Origin of the sequence: Aliiroseovarius marinus, assembly GCF_004360145.1 — a bacterium.
In the GTDB taxonomy this organism is placed as follows: domain Bacteria; phylum Pseudomonadota; class Alphaproteobacteria; order Rhodobacterales; family Rhodobacteraceae; genus Aliiroseovarius; species Aliiroseovarius marinus.
This window is the reverse complement of the sequence record NZ_SAIT01000003.1, coordinates 321,546-337,719: the sequence shown is the minus strand read 5'-3', so window position 1 is coordinate 337,719 and position 16,174 is coordinate 321,546. Positions and strand designations below refer to the sequence as shown.

General features: G+C 60.0%; 15 protein-coding genes. 5 read left to right on the top strand and 10 right to left on the bottom strand.

Features of this window, described 5'->3' with window-relative positions:
- Positions 1-44: 44 nt before the first annotated feature.
- From EOL43_RS11360 to EOL43_RS11345, 5 genes are all read right to left on the bottom strand, one after another.
- A complete protein-coding gene (locus tag EOL43_RS11360) occupies positions 45-1,214 on the bottom strand; it encodes a CaiB/BaiF CoA transferase family protein (protein WP_133488617.1) in 1,170 nt (389 codons plus the stop codon).
- A 166-nt stretch (positions 1,215-1,380) separates the two neighbouring features.
- The gene (locus EOL43_RS15580) at positions 1,381-1,506 is read right to left on the bottom strand and encodes a hypothetical protein (RefSeq protein ID WP_276320888.1); all 126 of its coding nucleotides are present in this window, start codon (positions 1,504-1,506) and stop codon (positions 1,381-1,383) included.
- A gap of 237 nt (positions 1,507-1,743) precedes the next feature.
- Complete coding sequence (locus tag EOL43_RS11355; protein ID WP_133488615.1) at positions 1,744-2,814, bottom strand: methyltetrahydrofolate cobalamin methyltransferase; 1,071 nt, start codon at positions 2,812-2,814, stop codon at positions 1,744-1,746.
- A gap of 6 nt (positions 2,815-2,820) precedes the next feature.
- A complete protein-coding gene (locus tag EOL43_RS11350; protein WP_133488613.1) occupies positions 2,821-3,759 on the bottom strand; it encodes a methylenetetrahydrofolate reductase in 939 nt (312 codons plus the stop codon).
- A 26-nt stretch (positions 3,760-3,785) separates the two neighbouring features.
- A complete protein-coding gene (locus tag EOL43_RS11345; RefSeq protein ID WP_133488611.1) occupies positions 3,786-4,082 on the bottom strand; it encodes a virulence factor in 297 nt (98 codons plus the stop codon).
- A 293-nt stretch (positions 4,083-4,375) separates the two neighbouring features.
- Here EOL43_RS11345 and EOL43_RS11340 point away from each other — a divergent pair, with 293 nt between their 5' ends.
- The 3 genes from EOL43_RS11340 to betB all read left to right on the top strand — a co-directional run bounded on the left by EOL43_RS11340 (position 4,376) and on the right by betB (position 7,873).
- Complete coding sequence (locus tag EOL43_RS11340; protein ID WP_133488609.1) at positions 4,376-5,488, top strand: Ppx/GppA phosphatase family protein; 1,113 nt, start codon at positions 4,376-4,378, stop codon at positions 5,486-5,488.
- Complete coding sequence (locus tag EOL43_RS11335; protein WP_133488607.1) at positions 5,488-6,249, top strand: RlmE family RNA methyltransferase; 762 nt, start codon at positions 5,488-5,490, stop codon at positions 6,247-6,249. The genes EOL43_RS11340 and EOL43_RS11335 overlap by 1 nt, the downstream gene beginning before the upstream one ends.
- A gap of 169 nt (positions 6,250-6,418) precedes the next feature.
- Entirely contained in the window at positions 6,419-7,873 is a 1,455-nt protein-coding gene (gene betB / locus EOL43_RS11330) for a betaine-aldehyde dehydrogenase (RefSeq protein ID WP_133488605.1), read from the top strand.
- Between the two features lie 60 nt (positions 7,874-7,933).
- On the opposite strand, the gene EOL43_RS11325 is transcribed toward betB, so the two are convergent.
- From EOL43_RS11325 to EOL43_RS11315, 3 genes are read right to left on the bottom strand one after another with little or no spacing between them, the layout of a single operon-like run.
- The gene (locus tag EOL43_RS11325; protein ID WP_133488603.1) at positions 7,934-9,145 is read right to left on the bottom strand and encodes a multidrug effflux MFS transporter; all 1,212 of its coding nucleotides are present in this window, start codon (positions 9,143-9,145) and stop codon (positions 7,934-7,936) included.
- Positions 9,146-9,150: 5 nt separating this feature from the next.
- Positions 9,151-9,819: a DsbA family oxidoreductase gene (locus EOL43_RS11320; protein WP_133488601.1), complete on the bottom strand. Its 669-nt coding sequence runs from the start codon at positions 9,817-9,819 to the stop codon at positions 9,151-9,153.
- A 54-nt stretch (positions 9,820-9,873) separates the two neighbouring features.
- The gene (locus EOL43_RS11315) at positions 9,874-11,418 is read right to left on the bottom strand and encodes a class I adenylate-forming enzyme family protein (protein WP_133488599.1); all 1,545 of its coding nucleotides are present in this window, start codon (positions 11,416-11,418) and stop codon (positions 9,874-9,876) included.
- A 78-nt stretch (positions 11,419-11,496) separates the two neighbouring features.
- Here EOL43_RS11315 and EOL43_RS11310 point away from each other — a divergent pair, with 78 nt between their 5' ends.
- Complete coding sequence (locus EOL43_RS11310) at positions 11,497-12,123, top strand: helix-turn-helix domain-containing protein (RefSeq protein ID WP_133488597.1); 627 nt, start codon at positions 11,497-11,499, stop codon at positions 12,121-12,123.
- Between the two features lie 3 nt (positions 12,124-12,126).
- Here the strand turns inward: EOL43_RS11310 and arsB are convergent, their stop codons facing one another.
- Together arsB and EOL43_RS11300 are read right to left on the bottom strand one after the other, a co-directional pair.
- On the bottom strand, positions 12,127-13,146 hold the full coding sequence (gene arsB / locus EOL43_RS11305; protein WP_133488595.1) for an ACR3 family arsenite efflux transporter: 1,020 nt from the start codon (positions 13,144-13,146) through the stop codon (positions 12,127-12,129).
- 66 nt (positions 13,147-13,212) lie between these two features.
- Positions 13,213-15,021 (bottom strand): extracellular solute-binding protein, encoded by a 1,809-nt coding sequence (locus EOL43_RS11300; RefSeq protein ID WP_420867515.1) that lies wholly within the window; start codon positions 15,019-15,021, stop codon positions 13,213-13,215.
- A 377-nt stretch (positions 15,022-15,398) separates the two neighbouring features.
- Between EOL43_RS11300 and EOL43_RS11295 the strand changes: the two genes are divergently transcribed.
- A complete protein-coding gene (locus EOL43_RS11295) occupies positions 15,399-16,172 on the top strand; it encodes a 3-hydroxybutyrate dehydrogenase (protein WP_133488867.1) in 774 nt (257 codons plus the stop codon).
- Positions 16,173-16,174 lie beyond the last annotated feature (2 nt).

The following is a 16,174-nucleotide window of genomic DNA, read 5'->3' as shown; positions in this document are numbered from 1 at the left end:
GCATAAATAGTCTGGAAACGCCGTTTTTTGTCTGTGCGGGCGGGTCAGGCCTCTTGTTCGGTTAACCAATCCAGAATTGCGGCGCGATCTCCGTCCAAAAACGGCGCTGCGCCGGGGTCCTGAGTGTCGTCCAGGCTGCTCATCTTGATCGGGTTTCCGGCGGCGACGAAGGGCTTGCCGCCATCTGGGGCGGGCAGGTGTTTAACCATGTTGCGCGCCAGAATTTGCGGGTCTTGCATGGCTTCCGCGACGTTTTGGATGGGGCCGCAGGGGATGCCTTCGGCAGTGAGAAGCTCGAGCCAATGCGCGCGTGATTTCCCAAGGGTTACGGTCTCGATCCGGCGGCGCAGAAGCTGCACATTTTGACAGCGGGCGAGGTTGTTGGCGAACTCAGGCCGGGTCGTCCATTTCGGTTTGCCAAGCACGTTGCACAGCTTTCCGAACAGCACGTCGTTGCCGCAGGCGATGACCATCAGCCCATCTGCCGTATGATATGTCTCGAACGGGGCGATAGACGGATGACGGGCACCGGAGGGCTCGGGCGGCATGCCGGTTTCGCCGGTGATGGCAATCGCGTGTTCGATGATCGCCAACTGGCTGTCTAGCATCGCCACATCGACCTTCTGCCCCTTACCGGTCTTTTCGCGTTGATAGAGCGCGGCCAGAAGTCCGTGGCCTAGAAACATGCCGGCAACAATGTCGCCGACCGAGGCCCCAACCCGTACAGGTTCGCGGTTCTTCTCACCCGTAATCGACATGACGCCACCGCGTGCCTGCACGACCATGTCGTAGGCTGGTTTCAGGGCGTCGGGCCCCGTGTGCCCAAAGCCCGACACCGCGCCATAGATCAGATGCGGGTGGCGTTCGGACAGGGTGTCATAGCCATAGCCCAGCCGCTCCATCACGCCGGGGCGGTAGTTCTCCATCACCACATCGACCTGCGCCAGAAGCCGTTCGAAGACGGCACGATCCGCCTCGTCCTTCAGGTTCAGGGCGATCGACTGCTTGTCACGGTTGATGGTGGCAAAATAGGCGCTGTGTCCGTCGCGAAATGGCGGGAAGTGCCGCGTGTCATCGCCAATACCAGGCTGCTCGACCTTAATCACCTTCGCCCCCAGATCCGACAGGATCATCGAGCAATAGGGGCCTGCCAGCACGTGGGTCAGGTCCAGAATTGTGATCCCTTCAAGCGGAGGGCGTTGGGATGTCGACACGATCAATGTCCTTCTGTTTGCGGCTATAGTAGGTGGGTTGTACTCGCGTTATGGTGGTTTCTTCGCGGTGAATCAAACCATCTGGCACTACCTTGGCACGTGTCCTGTAACACCCGCGCAAAAAAAAGCCCGCGACGTGCGCGGGCTTTGACTGGCGAGGTCAACCTTACATGGGGTTGCCCATTTTGTCATACATAGGCTCGGCTTCTACGACGGGAGCGGGCTCTGGCTCGGTCGCGCAGGCCGCAAGGGTGGTCATCGCAATCAGAAGAAGTGTTGCAGTAACTTTCATGGATAAAACTCCGATGTTTTTGATCGAAAACGAGTGTTTAAAAGCCCCGATATCCCCGGATTTATGTGGTCGAAGGGACGGAACCGCGAACACGTCTGATGATAGGCAAGTTGATCGACGACGCAAGCCGAGGCGTGTCAAACACCGGTTTTTCGATGATTTTTCGGGTTTTACATATACGTAAAGTAGAAGGCCCGCCAAACTTGCGGGCCTTTCATGTGTTTGTACAACTTTGCCTTAGCCGCGACGGCGACGGCCACCGCGGCGGCCACCAGCACCACCGGCTTCGCCAGCAGGCTTGTTGAAGGCAATCCAGTTGGCGCCACCTTCGTCGTTGTTGGTCAGGAAGTTGGCGGCGCGGATGGCCTCCATTTCCTTACCGGCACGCGGCTTGGTCGAGCCCAGGTTGAAGATCTGGCAGATGGTTTCGTCATCCATGTCGTCCGGGATGATGATGCCCTTGGCTTCGATCTCGGCGCGTTTCTCAGCGAATTTCTTCGGACCCAACGGGATTGCGACAGGGTTCATGATCGCCGAGGTCATACCAGTGGCCATGGCCATCGGCAGGAAGGCGTTGTTGATGCCGTGACGGTTCGGCAGACCGAACGAGATGTTCGACGCGCCACAGGTGGTGTTCACGCCCAGCTCGTCGCGCAGACGGCGGTTCAGTTCGAAGACCTGAAGGCCGGCAGTGCCCATGGCGCCGATCGGCATCACCAGCGGGTCAACCACGATGTCATGGGCGGGGATGCCATAGTCAGCCGCGCGTTCCACGATTTTCTTGGCCACGGCGAAGCGGACTTCCGGGTCTTCCGAAATGCCGGTGTCGTCGTTCGAGATCGCAACAACCGGCACGTTGTATTTCTTGACCAGCGGCAGAACCATTTCCAGACGCTCTTCTTCGCCGGTGACCGAGTTCAGAAGCGGGCGGCCATTGGCGGCTTCCAGACCTGCTTCCAGCGCGCCGGGAACCGACGAGTCGATGCAGAGCGGGCAGTCGGTGACGGCTTGCACGGTTTCGACCAGTTTGCGCATCAGGTCAGGCTCGACAAAGTTGTTGTCGGCGTAGCGCGGGTCTTCGGCCATTTTGTTCGAGAACACAGCGCCCGAGTTGATGTCCAGAATGGTCGCGCCAGCAGCAACTTGTGCCAGAGCGTCGGCCTCAACGCGGCTGAAATCGTCGCGCTCCAGCTCTTCGTTCAGGATTTTGCGGCCAGTCGGGTTGATGCGCTCGCCGATCACCGAGAACGGTTGGTCAAAGCCGATGATCGAGGTCTTGGTTGCGCTTTCGACGATGGTACGGGTCATTCTTGATTATCCTTTGGTCGCGTTGACGGGGGCGGTGTTGTCTCCGCCGTGCTCGATGGCCCAGTTGGCGTTGGTCTTGATCCCGCCTAGCGGGAAGAAGTGCACTTGGGTGATGTTGAAGTCGGGGTTGGCGGCTTTGTGCAGTGCCAGATCGTTCAGAACCTCGGTCGGCTCGTGCGGCAGAAGCAGCTTCGACACGTCCTTGGCACGCTTTTGCAGCACTTTCAGGGACGGGCCCACGCCACATGCAATGGCGAACTTGATCATGGTCTGCAGCTTGGCGGGACCCGCGATGCCGATGTGGATCGGCAGGTTCATGCCACGCTCGGCTAGTTCGTTGGCCCATTGGATGACCGGCTCGGCCTCGAAGCAGAACTGGGTGGCCAAGGCCATCTCGGCGTCGGTGCGCTTCGAGAATTCCTGTTTCCAATCCAGCGCCGCATAGGTGTTGGCACGACCGCCATTGGGGTCGATGTCCAGGTTCGGCTCGGGGTGACCGGCAACGTGCAGGTTGGTAAAGCCCGCCTGATCAAACAGGCCGGTTTCCAGAAGCTGCATCGAGCTGTCGAAATCGCCATGCGGCTGAGCAACGCCACCGGCCAGGATCAGGCCCTGCTTGACGTCAGCTTCGCCCTGATACTGGGCAATCCAGTCGGCCAGAGTGGCTTTGTCTTTGATGATACGCGCCGGGAAATGCGGCATCGCGTCGAAGCCTTCTTCCTTTAGGCGTTTTGCGGTGGCGACCATGTCCTCGATCGGCGTGCCTTCGATATGGGCGATATAGACGCGCGTACCTTCGGGCAGAAGATCACGGAAGTCTTCGACCTTGCCAGCCGTGCGCGGCATGACTTCAATCGAATAGCCCTTCAGGAAGGCCTGAAGTTCGGGGGATGCAGCATTCGCCTGACCTTCGGTCGGCTTCTTGCGGAAGTTCAACAGCGCCATGGCTGCCTCCTTGATAGAGGACGGGATCAGGCCCATCCGTCGTTGCCAATCAGAGCGCGCAAACGCTCGTTGTCATATTCCGCATCCAAGCGCGCAGCCTCGGCCGTCGCGATTTCTTGCGGGTCACCTTCGACAGAAAAGGGGTCCGCCTTGCGCCATTCCGCCAGATAGGCGTCGCTGTCTTTCGCGTTCACCTTCATGGCAGCCCGGTCAATGGCCTGTTCGAACCGCTCGGGCAGGGGGGCTTTCGTCCCACGGCGCCCTTTGCCCACGATCACCTGGGCGGGGATGTCCCTCCAATAAACGATGGTGACGTCTGGCATTGCGATTCTCCCTTTTCTTCGTCCTCTATTCGTAGTCTCGCTAACCCCTGACCTTGTGTCGATTTTCGACACGCCGCGTTTCAACAGCGACTTAACAGGCTTCACGGGGGTCGCGTTCATACGATCCGCGCCAAAGGAATACGCAAAACGACCGGCACAAGCCATGCCATGCGCCGTGAAAACCATTCATGTTGATTATGACATGAGAGCGTTACATTTGCCGTCTGCAGGGATTGCCAGCACCGGCCATGCACCCTATCTTGAAGGTAACTTGAAAATGGAGGGCGTGACCTATGACGCCCAAGCGTCCCAAAGGTGCGGGCGCGTTCCCGAAAGCGGTCGATACCCCCGCGCCATCTCCCGTGGATCCGGCCAGCCTCTATGCTGCTCTGGACCTCGGAACAAATAGTTGTCGCATGCTGATTGCCCAGCCTAAGGGCAGTCAGTTTCATGTCGTGGACAGCTTCTCGAAATCCGTGCAATTGGGCCGGGGGCTTGAAGCCTCGGGGCGGCTGAGCCGCTCGTCCATGTCGCGCACCATTCAGGCGCTGCGGATTTGCCGCAAGAAGCTGATCAAGCATGATGTAAAGCGGATGCGCCTTGTCGCGACCGAGGCGTGCCGCCGTGCGACCAACGGCAAGGCCTTCATGGCCAATATCCGGCGCGAAACCGGGTTGGATCTGGAAATCATCAAGCCCGAGGAAGAAGCGCGTCTGGCCGTGGTGTCCTGTGCGCCGCTTGTGTCCACCAAGACCGAGCAGCTTTTGGTGGTGGATATCGGCGGCGGCTCGACCGAGCTTGTCTGGATCGACCTGTCGAAAGTCCCGCCGTTGGACCGCGCGCAATCTATCATGCGGATGGGGCGTGGGTTTTCGGGCGGTGTCGGCGATTTTCCGGCGGCCAGCGTGGTCGACTGGATTTCTGTCCCGCTTGGCGTCGCAACATTGCGCGAGATGTTTGACGATGTGGAAGATGACGCGGGCCGTTATGCCCTGATGTCGGTTCATTTCGAAGAGCAGCTGGCCGATTTCAGCCCCTTCTATCACGAACCTCCGCGCGAAGGGTTCCAGATCATCGGCACCTCGGGCACGGTGACGACCGTCGCTGTGACCCATCTGGGTCTACGCCGCTATGACCGCACCCGCGTGGACGGGCTGCGGATGACGTCCGAACAGATCGAGCGTGTCATTCAGGGCTATCTGGCGATGGGGCCAAAGGGACGGCGCGTGAACTCGCATATCGGGCGGGACCGGCAATCGCTGATCATGTCTGGATCTGCAATTTTACAGGCGCTTCTGCGCGTCTGGCCGACTGATCGCTTGTCAGTTGCGGATCGTGGCCTTAGAGAAGGCATCCTTTATTCTCAAATGTCCTCGGACGGCGTGTTGGAAGGCGGACCTTTCTGATGTCTCAAGACGGTGGTAATTCCGGCGGCTCCCAAGGGGGCGGCAACAAGTATTCAAAGCGCACGCGCAAAAGCTCGGGCCGGGGACAGCGGGACCTGACCGTGAAGGTGAAAACCGCGCGAGGGCGGCGCAGTTCGTCGACGCGCTGGTTACAGCGTCAGCTCAATGATCCCTATGTGCAGCGCGCGCAGGCCGAAGGCTATCGCGGACGTGCGGCCTATAAGATTATGGAATTGGATGATAAATTCCGGTTCCTCGTGAATGGCGCACGCGTGGTGGACCTTGGCTGTGCACCGGGGGGCTGGGCGCAAGTCGCCGTGCCGCGTATCAATGCACTTGGTGAGAAATCCGGCAAACGTATCGGCACCTATCTGGGCGTCGACCTGCAAGAGGTCGAACCGCTTGCGGGTGCCCGGTTCGAACAGCTGGACTTCATGGAAGATGACGCGGATCAAGTGGTACGGGATTGGCTCGGCGGCAAAGCCGACGTGGTGATGTCCGACATGGCGGCCGCAAGCTCGGGCCATAAACAGACCGACCACCTGCGCATCATCTCTCTGTGCGAAGCTGCAGCCTATTTCGCCTTCGACGTGCTGGACGAAGGCGGCACTTTCGTTGCCAAGGTGCTGGCAGGTGGGGCTGAAGGTGAGCTTCAGAAACTGTTGAAGACCAAGTTCAACAAGGTGATGAACGTCAAACCACCTTCCAGCCGCTCTGACAGCTCGGAAAAATTCGTGGTCGCGATGGGCTTTAAGGGCTGATCTGTCCGTAATTTACAGGGGTGAGCGAAAACTGTGCGTTACGTCAACGGCGCGCGCTGCCCTTACTCTGTCGCCTTTTGAATAGCAGCCGGACGTCACATCTGACACAACCGGATCAAACTGAACTGACGTCCCGCCAAAGTGTCGGGAAAAACTGGAAAGGTGCAACATGCGCGCACAACCTCAAGCCAGCCATTTCATCAACGGCGCCTATGTCGAAGACACCGCAGGCGCTGAGATCGACGTGGTCTTCCCCGCGACGGGCGAAGTCATTGCGAAACTGCATTCTGCAACGCCCGCGATCATCGAGCAGGCCATCACCTCGTCGCTGGCCGCCCAGAAGGACTGGGCCGCAATGACCGGGACCGAGCGGGGTCGTATCCTGCGTCGCGCTGCTGATATCATGCGTGAACGCAACCACGATCTGTCGGTTCTGGAAACGCTGGACACCGGCAAGCCTTATCAGGAAACCAGCGTTGCGGACGCCACCTCGGGCGCGGATGCGCTGGAGTATTTCGGCGGTCTGGCTGGGTCGCTGACCGGCGAACACATCCAGATGCCAGACGGCGATTTCGTCTATACCCGCCGCGAAGCGCTTGGCGTTTGCGTGGGTATCGGTGCGTGGAACTATCCGACCCAGATCGCCTGCTGGAAGGCCGCGCCTGCGCTGGCTTGCGGCAACAGCTCGATCTTCAAACCGTCCGAAACCACGCCGCTGTCCGCGCTGAAAGTGGCCGAGATCCTGATCGAAGCGGGTGCACCTGCGGGAATTTTCAACGTCATTCAGGGTTACGGCGATGTGGGCGCTACGCTTGTTACCGACGATCGTGTGGCAAAGGTTTCGCTGACCGGATCGGTGCCGACAGGCCGCAAGGTTTATGCCGCCGCCGCCGCAGGTCTGAAACATGTCACGATGGAGTTGGGTGGCAAGTCGCCCATGATCGTCTTTGACGATGCCAACGTGGACAACGCCGTGTCGGGCGCCATTTTGGGCAACTTCTATTCGTCGGGTCAGGTCTGCTCGAACGGAACACGCGTGTTTGTGCAGAAAGGTATCAAGGAAGCCTTCCTGAAACGCCTTGCCGAGCGTCTGGACGGCGCCGTGATTGGCGACCCGCTGGACCCGGAAACCTCGTTCGGCCCGATGGTCAGCGAAGGACAGCTGAACATCGTGATGAATTACATCGAGAAGGGCAAGGAAGAGGGCGCGCGTCTGGCCTATGGCGGTACGCGGATCGAGGGCGACGGCTTCTATCTGCAGCCCACCGTCTTTGCCGATGTGACCGATGACATGACCATCGCCCGCGAGGAAATCTTTGGACCCGTCATGTCGGTGCTGGATTTCGAAGACGAGGACGAGGTTATGGCCCGCGCCAATGACACCGAGTTCGGTCTGGCCGCTGGCGTGTTCACCAACGACCTGACCCGCGCACACCGCGTAGTCGCTGGGTTCGAAGCGGGCACCTGCTATATCAACACCTATAACGACGCACCGGTTGAAGCGCCGTTCGGGGGCTCGAAGGCCTCGGGTGTGGGGCGCGAGAACTCGAAAGCGGCGATCGAGCATTATTCCGAGCTGAAGACGGTCTATGTCCGCCTCAGCGATCTGGAAGCACCGTTCTAAGCCGCTGCTATCAAATCAGAAAAGCCGCCCCGCCAATTGGCTTGGGCGGCTTTTTTAGTTTTAGTGGTCGTTCTTGCGATCAAACTGCATCAGCGCCAGCGCAAGGCCCGAACAGATCGTGACACCGGTCATCAGGGGCAGGGGCGTGCCGTTGAAAGCCAACCCAATGGGCGCGGCAATCGCCATTGCCGCCACGGTCGGAAGCGCGCCGATGATCGCGCTCGCGGTTCCGGCGACATGGCCAAGCGGTTGGATCGCCAGCGCGTTCAGGTTGCCAAAGCTCAGCCCGTTCAGGAAGAACAGGGTGGTGGCCCAGAGGCAGAAGATGGCCAGCGCGCTATGCCCTTGCGGCTCGTACATGCACCAGAAGGTCAGGGTCAGACCTGCCAGAACCGTCTGCGTGGCAAAGCCCGCTTGCGCCAAGCGGCGCATCCCAATCCGCATCACCAGCCGCGCGTTCAAAAGGCCGGAGGCCGCCGAAAACACCGTGATCAGCGCGAAATAGACCGGCCATTTCGTACCCGCCCCAAGCACGTCGACAAAGATCTGCTGGGCAGAACTGATGAAGGCGATCAACTGGGCAAAGGCAAATGTAATCACGCCCATATAGAGCAGCGTGACCCGGCTTTTCATAACGATTACAAAGGCTTCCAGTGTCGGTCTGGGGGATAGTGGGCGGCGGCGTTCAGGTGCCAGCGTTTCGGGTTGGCGCAGAAGGAACCAGGTCAGAATGGCGATGGCCACCACGATATATGTGGTGAACATGTGCCGCCAGCCAAAGCCCAGAACGATCCATTGGCCGATCAGGGGAGCAACGGCCGGGACGAGGACAAAGAAGGTGAAGGCCATCGAGTTGACGCGCGCCATCTGGCGCCCTTCGTAAAGGTCTCGGGTCATCGCCATAGCACAGGTGCGCGGGCCAGCGGCGCCCAGACCTTGGATGAAACGCCAGAACAGAAGCGCCTCAAGCGATTGCGCCCAGAGGGCCGCGAAGGCTGCGAACATGTACAACAACATGCCCAGCGCCAGCGAACAACGTCGTCCGATCGCGTCAGACAAGGGGCCAAAGATCAACTGCCCAGCACCCGCGCCAATCACGAATGAGCTGATCAAAAGCTGCGCGCGGTTGACGTCGTCTGGCACCAGTAGGGAGGCGATCTCGGGCAGCGCGGGCAGGATCGAGTCGATCGAGAACGCCACCATCGAAAACAGAGCTGCCATCAACAGCACGTATTCCCGCAAGCGCAATGGCTCGACTGGAGGGTTGGCCATCAGCCTCACTGAATGGGCGTCCCACTTTGAACATCGGCAGCGTCCAGTTGCGCCATGATGTCGTCAATCACTTGCTGCCATAGTTTGATCGGTTGCGCCCCGGGCACCACGTGCTGGTTTGCGATTAGGAAGGTCGGGACCGAGTTCACCCCTTTATGGCGTGCATCCATGTCGCGGGCCAGAAGGTCGCTTGCATCCGCTGACGACGCCAGTAGACGGGCGACCATCTCGCCATCCATTCCGGCGCTGGCGGCGATGTCGCATAGGACTTCATTGTCGCCAAGATCACGTCCTTCGACGAAATAGGCGCGGAACAGGCGGTCGACCACCGCGTTTTGTTTGCCCTCAAGACCCGCCCAATGGATTACGCGATGCGCGTTCATCGTGTTTGGCGTGCGCTTGATGGCTTCCAGATTGATCTCGACCCCAGAAGCGGCGGCTTCTTCGATCACTGGCATATAGGCTTTCACGGCCTTTTCCTGACCACCAAACTTGGTTTCCAGATAGGTGCGTCGATCCATGCCTTCGGGCGGCATTTCCGGGTTCAGCTGGAAGGGATGCCACTGCACCTGAAACGGGTGATCAGGGCGGCTTTCCAATGCAAAATCTAATCTCGCTTTTCCGATGTAGCACCATGGGCAGATCGGATCAGAGAAAATGTCCAGACGGATCATATGATACTCCTATAGCGGTTAGCTCTATCTGGGATTGATAGGTTTGGGAAGAGGTCAGGTGATATCTTTGTCGGTCTGGTCAACCAACAGGCGTAAAGTGGCGCGCGACAGCTTGTTATTTGTGGATCGCGGCAGGCTGTCGACCGGCCGGAACAGGCGCGGGCATTTGTAATGGGCCAAAAGGGCATGGGCATGTCGGGACAGCTCGTCGTCAGAAAGGGGGGCTTCGGTGGGGATATAGAAACACCCGATCACAGATGCATCCGCCTTCACGGAAACTTCAACGCAAGCAGCCTCGCTGATGCCGGGATGCTGGGCCATGACGGCTTCGACCTCGATCGGCGAGACGCGATAGCCGCCCGCGTTCATGATGTCGTCCGAGCGGCCTTCATAGGTGAAGGCGCCAGTTTCGGACATCGAGGCGCTGTCACCGGTCAGGAACCAGTCGCCCTGAAACTTCGCGGCAGTAGCCTCGGGCGCGTTCAGGTATTCCAGCATCAATCCGGGGTCTCTGCGGTGGATGGCAAGGGTACCTGCGGTGCCCAAGGGAACCGGTGCGCCGTCTGCGCCTAGGACGGCCAAGTGCCGCCCCGCCTGCCCAAAGCCCAGCGCGCCGTCCGGCGAGGGCCGTGCGGGCGATCCCGAGATGAAGGTGGAGCATTCAGACATGCCAAAGGCTTCGTGAATGGGGGTGTCTGACTGCTCCTCCCACCGGGCGCGGGTGACATCGGGCAGTTTCTCGCCCGCCGACAGTCCATGGCGCAGGTTGGGAAGCGCAGGCAGGTCGTTTTTCAGCATTTGGCGATACACACCGGGGGCGGCGGCGAAGATTGTGACGTTCTTGCGGCTGAGCAGCGTGGACAGGTCGTCCGGCGTACTGCCTGCCGCCGGGATCAGCGCGGTGGCGCCGACGGACCACGGATCCATCAGCCCAGTTCCCAGCGTATAAGTCCAGTTAAACGCGCCGGCATGCATCACGCGGTCACCTTCGGTGATCCCGTACCAGCCATCCCACATCATCTGTCGCGCCCAGATCGCGCGGTGGGCATGCAGCACGGCGCGCGCTTGGCCCGAGGTGCCCGAGGTGAAGATGATATAGGCGGGGCGCTCGGGGCTGCCTTGGTGATAGGGGGCCGGGGGCAGGTCGGCGAAACTATGCAGGGTCTCTGTATCGATAACCTTGCAGGGCGCAGGCGCGGGTAGGGCGATGCCGGGATCTGCGATGATCAGCGCTGGTGAGACCAGATCGGCCATGCGCGTGATCTCGGATTGGGTCAGCTGAGACGAGCTGGGGATCGGCACCAGCCCTGCGGCGATGGCGCCCAGAAAGCCCAGCGGGAAGTCGACCGTATTGCCAAGGCGCAGCAGCACGCGATCTCCGGGCTGAAGCCCATGGTTCAGAAGACCCGTCGCAACACCGCGCACAGCGCGTTCCAGCTGAGCATAGGTCCATGTCGCGGCACCTTCAGTCCCCGCCGAGACGATCCTCAACGCCACCTTGTCGCCTAGTCGATCCGCGTGTTGCAGCACGTATTCCGCCATGTTGAAGGGCGTTGGGGCGGGGGCAAGCGGGGAGGAGGGCGTGAGTTCCGAGATCATCGTTCTGATTTGCCAAGGGATGGCCACGGATGCAAGCCACGTGGTTGCATCAGCGCAGATTGTCTGTATGGAAGGGGTATGACCAAAGCCGACCAACCCAGCCTGATCAAGCTTGCCCGCGAAACCGGGGAAGACTTGCCCGACCCCAATCCGTTGAACTTGGGCGAACGTGTGCGCGAGCTGCGCAAGTCGCGCGGCTGGACGTTAGAGCAAGCGGCGGGGCAGGCGGGCCTTGCACGCTCGACTCTGTCGAAGATCGAGAACGGTCAGATGTCGCCCACCTATGAGGCGCTGAAAAAGCTGGCAGTGGGGCTTGAGATTTCGGTGCCACAGCTGTTCACCGCGCCGAAATCGGCGCAGGTGTCGGGCCGGATGGCGGTGACAAAATCGGGCGAGGGGGCGTCGCACCCCACCACCACCTACGAGCACGAGATGCTGGCGGGGGCGTTGACGAAGAAGGCCATGCTACCTTATCGCGCCCGTGTCCGCGCCCGGTCTTTTGATGAGTTTGACGGCTGGGTCCGTCATGACGGCGAGGAGTTCCTCTATGTCCTGACCGGCGCGATCCACCTGATCACCGAGTTCTACGAGCCGGTCGAGATGCGGCGTGGTGACAGCGCCTATTACGATGCCTCGATGGGGCACAACGTGATTTCGGTCAGCGAAGAGGATGCGATGATCCTGTGGGTGACCTCGCTGACCTAAGGGTTAGCTGCTTGGGAACCAATGGCGGGTGCGGTTGGCGATTGCCACCAGCGACAGCATGACGGGTACTTCGACCAACACACCGACCACCGTGGCCAAAGCCGCGCCCGAGTTCAGGCCGAAGAGCGAGATTGCCACGGCCACCGCCAGTTCAAAGAAATTTGACGTGCCGATCATGCAGGCGGGTGCCGCGATGTTATGCGGCAGCTTCATTGCCTTCGCGGCGCCATAGGCGATGGCGAAGATCCCATAGGTCTGGATTAGCAGCGGCACGGCGATCAGCACGATGGCCAGCGGTTTCGCCAGAATGGTCTGCGCTTGAAAACCAAACAGCAGAACGACGGTCGCCAGCAGGCCCACCACGGACCACGGCTTCAGACGGGCAAGGAAAGCGTCCAGTGCGGCGGGGCCTGCTTTGATCAAGCGCGCGCGGGTCACGATGCCAGCCGCGAGCGGCAGAACAACATACAGGATGACGGACAGCAGCAGCGTCTCCCACGGGACAGTGACGTCCGAGATGCCCAGAAGGAAGGCGGCAATGGGGGCGAAGGCGAAGATCATGATCACGTCATTCACGCTGACCTGCACCAGTGTATAGGCCGGATCGCCCTTGGTCAGTTGGCTCCAGACAAAGACCATCGCCGTGCAGGGCGCCACGCCCAACAGGATCATGCCCGCGATATATTCATTGGCGGTTTCAGGCTCGACCAGACCGGCAAAGATCACCCGGAAGAACAGCCAGCCAAGGGCTGCCATGGTGAAGGGTTTGATCAGCCAGTTGATCACCAGCGTCAGCACCAGCCCCTTGGGGCGGCGACCGATATCCTTGATCGACGCGAAATCGACCTGCACCATCATCGGATAGATCATCACCCAGATCAGCACGGCGACCACAAGGTTCACCTTGGAAATCTCAAGCGCTGCGATGGTTTGGAAAAGGCTGGGCATCAAGTTGCCCAGTAATACGCCCGCAATGATGCACAAGGCGACCCAGACGGACAGAAAGCGTTCGAAAATACCCATGAGACCTCCGGGCGGCAGATGATCGCGTTGCGCGATGCCTAGCCGCCGCCCGAAGTCAGTTCAAGCTTAATCCTCGTACCACCAGATTTCTGGCTGGAAGCCCAGATAGTCGCCATACATCGGGATGCGCTCGGGGAAGTGCAGTTCCTTGGCGTGGGCGACATGCGACAGTTCGCTATAGCCCAGCGGAATGACGAAACGGCTGGCGGTCAGGACGCGGTCCAAGGCCTTTACGGCGGCGCGGAAGCCGTCCTGATCCTCGGCCGTCAGCATGGCGTCGATCAGCGCGTCGATGGCCGGGTTTTTCACACCCATCCAGTTGCGTGAGCCTTCGGTGTCGGCGCTCTCGCCACCCCAGTAAAGCTTCTGTTCATTGCCCGGAGACAGCGACAGACCGCGCCAGTAATAGGCCATGTCAAAATCAAACGCGGTGGTGCGTTCTTTATACTGCGCACTATCGACCGAGGTGATCGTCGGCGTAATGCCCAATCGCGACAGCGCGGCCGAGAATATCTCGATCTCTTGCCGGTTTTCATCGGCACCGGACTTCAGAAGGATCTCGAAGGTGAAGGGATCGCCTGCTGCGTTCTTCATCACGCCATCTTGCACGGTCCAGCCCGCTTCTTCCATCAGGCCCATCGCGGCGCGGATGCCCGCGCGGTTGCGTTCGGAGCCGTCCGACACAGGCAGGCTGTAGCCCTCGATCGCGCCGGGGGGGATGTTACCCGCCAGCCCATCCAGCAGCGCACGCACCTGGCCTTGGGCCTCTTCACCGGGGGCCATGCCCAGAACCGAGTTGTGGAAATAGGACTGGATGCGGCGTTTCGTGTTGCCGTGGATCGTCTGGTTGATGAATTCGAAGTTGAACGCATGGATCATGGCATCCCGTACGCGGATGTCTTGGAACGCCGGGCGGCGGGTGTTCATCACATAGCCCTTGATGCCGGTCGGGCGCTGATGCGGGATGTCGGACAGAACGATGTCGCCCGATTCAACTGCCGGGAAGTTGAACTGCGTGGCCCATTTATGCGCGTTGGTTTCGCGGTGGGTGTTGGCTTCGCCGGCCTTGAAGGCTTCAAACGTCACGCCGCCATCGCCGTAATAGTCAAAGCGGATTTCATCCAGATTGGCCTGACCTTTCATAAAGGGCACGTCCTTGCCCCAGTAATTGGGGTTCCGTTTCAGGGTCAGATAGCGACCGGGCTCGAAATCGCCAATCATGTAAGGCCCCGAGGTGATGGGCAGAACGTCCACGCCGGACTCGTCAAAATTCGCGGCCTCCCACTGGGCTTTCTGCAAGATCGGGCGCATGCCCAAGATCAGGGGTAATTCGCGGTCTTCGGTGTTGAAGGTGAACTTGATCGAGCGCGGGCCAGTTTGCTCCATCGTTTCAATCTTGTTCCACGCCCCGTGATAGCGCGGGTGCCCCTTGGTGCCCAGCGTCTCGTAGGACCACATCACGTCGTCCACGGTGACGGGGGTGCCGTCCGAGAACGCGGCCTCTTCGCGCAGCGTGAACTCGACCCAAGTGCGGGCGTCGTCGGTCTCGATGGTCTCGGCCAGCAGGCCATAAAGCGTGAAGGGCTCGTCATAGCTGCGGCCCATCAGGCTTTCGGCCAGCATGAAACGCAACTGCCACGGCGTGCTGCCTTTGCGGATGTAGGGATGCAGGCTGTCAAAGCTGCCAGCCTCGGCGAACACGATGCGGCCCCCTTTGGGCGCGTCGGGGTTTACATGGGGCAGGGCGGTGAAATCAGCGGGCAGGGCGGGGTCGCCATACATCGCGATGCCATGCTGCGGTTCGGCTTGTGCGGCCAGCACCGTCGACAGCGTCACAACGCCTGTTGCGATCATCCCGCGAAGCTTCTGGGTCATATTAGTTCTCATTGCGAAACAATCCTTCACGTCCCTGATTTATCTGGGGAAACACTAGAGGTGGAAATCCGCCTTTTCAAACTTTTAGCTTGGATAAAGGCGCCTAACCGCTTATAAAGAATGCACTGCTCGATAGGTTTCTTGCCTGTATGAAACCTGCCTCAATAACTTTACGCCCGCCTTGTGCGGGCGTTTTTTTTATGGCGAATCCGGGATGACGTGATCGCGCAAAGCGCGTTGTGAACCCGATGAAGAATCGGGTGATTCCAAAGGTAACTTTCCCCGCGTGAAAGCACTGGTGCCTTGGAATCCTTGCGTTATGCTGCACCGCAACAGATTTATGCTTGTGGATAAGGAGCCCCAATATGGCCATCACCATGTCACTGGAAGGCAAAACAGCCGTCATCACCGGATCGAACTCGGGCATCGGCCTTGGGGTCGCCAAGGAACTGGCGCGTGCCGGTGCAGATGTTGTGCTGAACTCGTTCACCGATTCGCCTGAAGACCACGCCATTGCCGCTGAGATCGCCCAAGAATTCGGCGTAACCGCGCGCTATATTCAGGCGGACATGTCCGACGCCGAGGCTTGCCGCGCCCTGATCGACAAGGCCGGGCGCTGCGATATCCTGGTGAACAACGCCGGCATTCAGCACGTTGCCCCGGTCGAGGACTTCTCCATCGACAAGTGGAACGCGATCATCGCGATCAATCTCAGCTCAGCCTTCCACACCACTGCTGCTGCCGTGCCAATGATGCGCGCCAATGGCTGGGGCCGGGTAATCAACATCGCCTCGGCGCATGGTCTGACCGCGTCACCCTATAAATCCGCCTATATCGCCGCGAAGCACGGCGTGGTCGGGCTGACCAAGACTGTGGCGCTGGAAACCGCCGAGGATCCGATCACGGCAAACGCGATCTGCCCCGGCTATGTGCTGACCCCGCTGGTCGAAAGCCAGATCCCGGATCAGATGAAAACCCACGGCATGGACCGCGATCAGGTGGTGCGCGAGGTGATGCTGGCCCGTCAGCCGTCCAAGGATTTCGCTACCGTCGAGCAGATGGGCGGCACTGCCACCTTCCTGTGCTCGGACGCTGCAGCGCAGATCACCGGCACGACGATCTCGGTCGATGGTGGCTGGACGGCTCTGTAAAC

What these genes read in the sequence shown, in the direction of transcription:
- EOL43_RS15580 (WP_276320888.1), bottom strand. Translation starts at nt 1,506, where the DNA reads ATGAAAGTTACTGCAACACTTCTTCTGATTGCGATGACCACCCTTGCG.
- EOL43_RS11355 (WP_133488615.1), bottom strand. Translation starts at nt 2,814, where the DNA reads ATGACCCGTACCATCGTCGAAAGCGCAACCAAGACCTCGATCATCGGC.
- EOL43_RS11350 (WP_133488613.1), bottom strand. Translation starts at nt 3,759, where the DNA reads ATGGCGCTGTTGAACTTCCGCAAGAAGCCGACCGAAGGTCAGGCGAAT.
- EOL43_RS11345 (WP_133488611.1), bottom strand. Translation starts at nt 4,082, where the DNA reads ATGCCAGACGTCACCATCGTTTATTGGAGGGACATCCCCGCCCAGGTG.
- EOL43_RS11340 (WP_133488609.1), top strand. Translation starts at nt 4,376, where the DNA reads ATGACGCCCAAGCGTCCCAAAGGTGCGGGCGCGTTCCCGAAAGCGGTC.
- EOL43_RS11335 (WP_133488607.1), top strand. Translation starts at nt 5,488, where the DNA reads ATGTCTCAAGACGGTGGTAATTCCGGCGGCTCCCAAGGGGGCGGCAAC.
- betB (WP_133488605.1), top strand. Translation starts at nt 6,419, where the DNA reads ATGCGCGCACAACCTCAAGCCAGCCATTTCATCAACGGCGCCTATGTC.
- EOL43_RS11325 (WP_133488603.1), bottom strand. Translation starts at nt 9,145, where the DNA reads ATGGCCAACCCTCCAGTCGAGCCATTGCGCTTGCGGGAATACGTGCTG.
- EOL43_RS11320 (WP_133488601.1), bottom strand. Translation starts at nt 9,819, where the DNA reads ATGATCCGTCTGGACATTTTCTCTGATCCGATCTGCCCATGGTGCTAC.
- EOL43_RS11315 (WP_133488599.1), bottom strand. Translation starts at nt 11,418, where the DNA reads ATGATCTCGGAACTCACGCCCTCCTCCCCGCTTGCCCCCGCCCCAACG.
- EOL43_RS11310 (WP_133488597.1), top strand. Translation starts at nt 11,497, where the DNA reads ATGACCAAAGCCGACCAACCCAGCCTGATCAAGCTTGCCCGCGAAACC.
- arsB (WP_133488595.1), bottom strand. Translation starts at nt 13,146, where the DNA reads ATGGGTATTTTCGAACGCTTTCTGTCCGTCTGGGTCGCCTTGTGCATC.
- EOL43_RS11300 (WP_420867515.1), bottom strand. Translation starts at nt 15,021, where the DNA reads ATGACCCAGAAGCTTCGCGGGATGATCGCAACAGGCGTTGTGACGCTG.
- EOL43_RS11295 (WP_133488867.1), top strand. Translation starts at nt 15,399, where the DNA reads ATGTCACTGGAAGGCAAAACAGCCGTCATCACCGGATCGAACTCGGGC.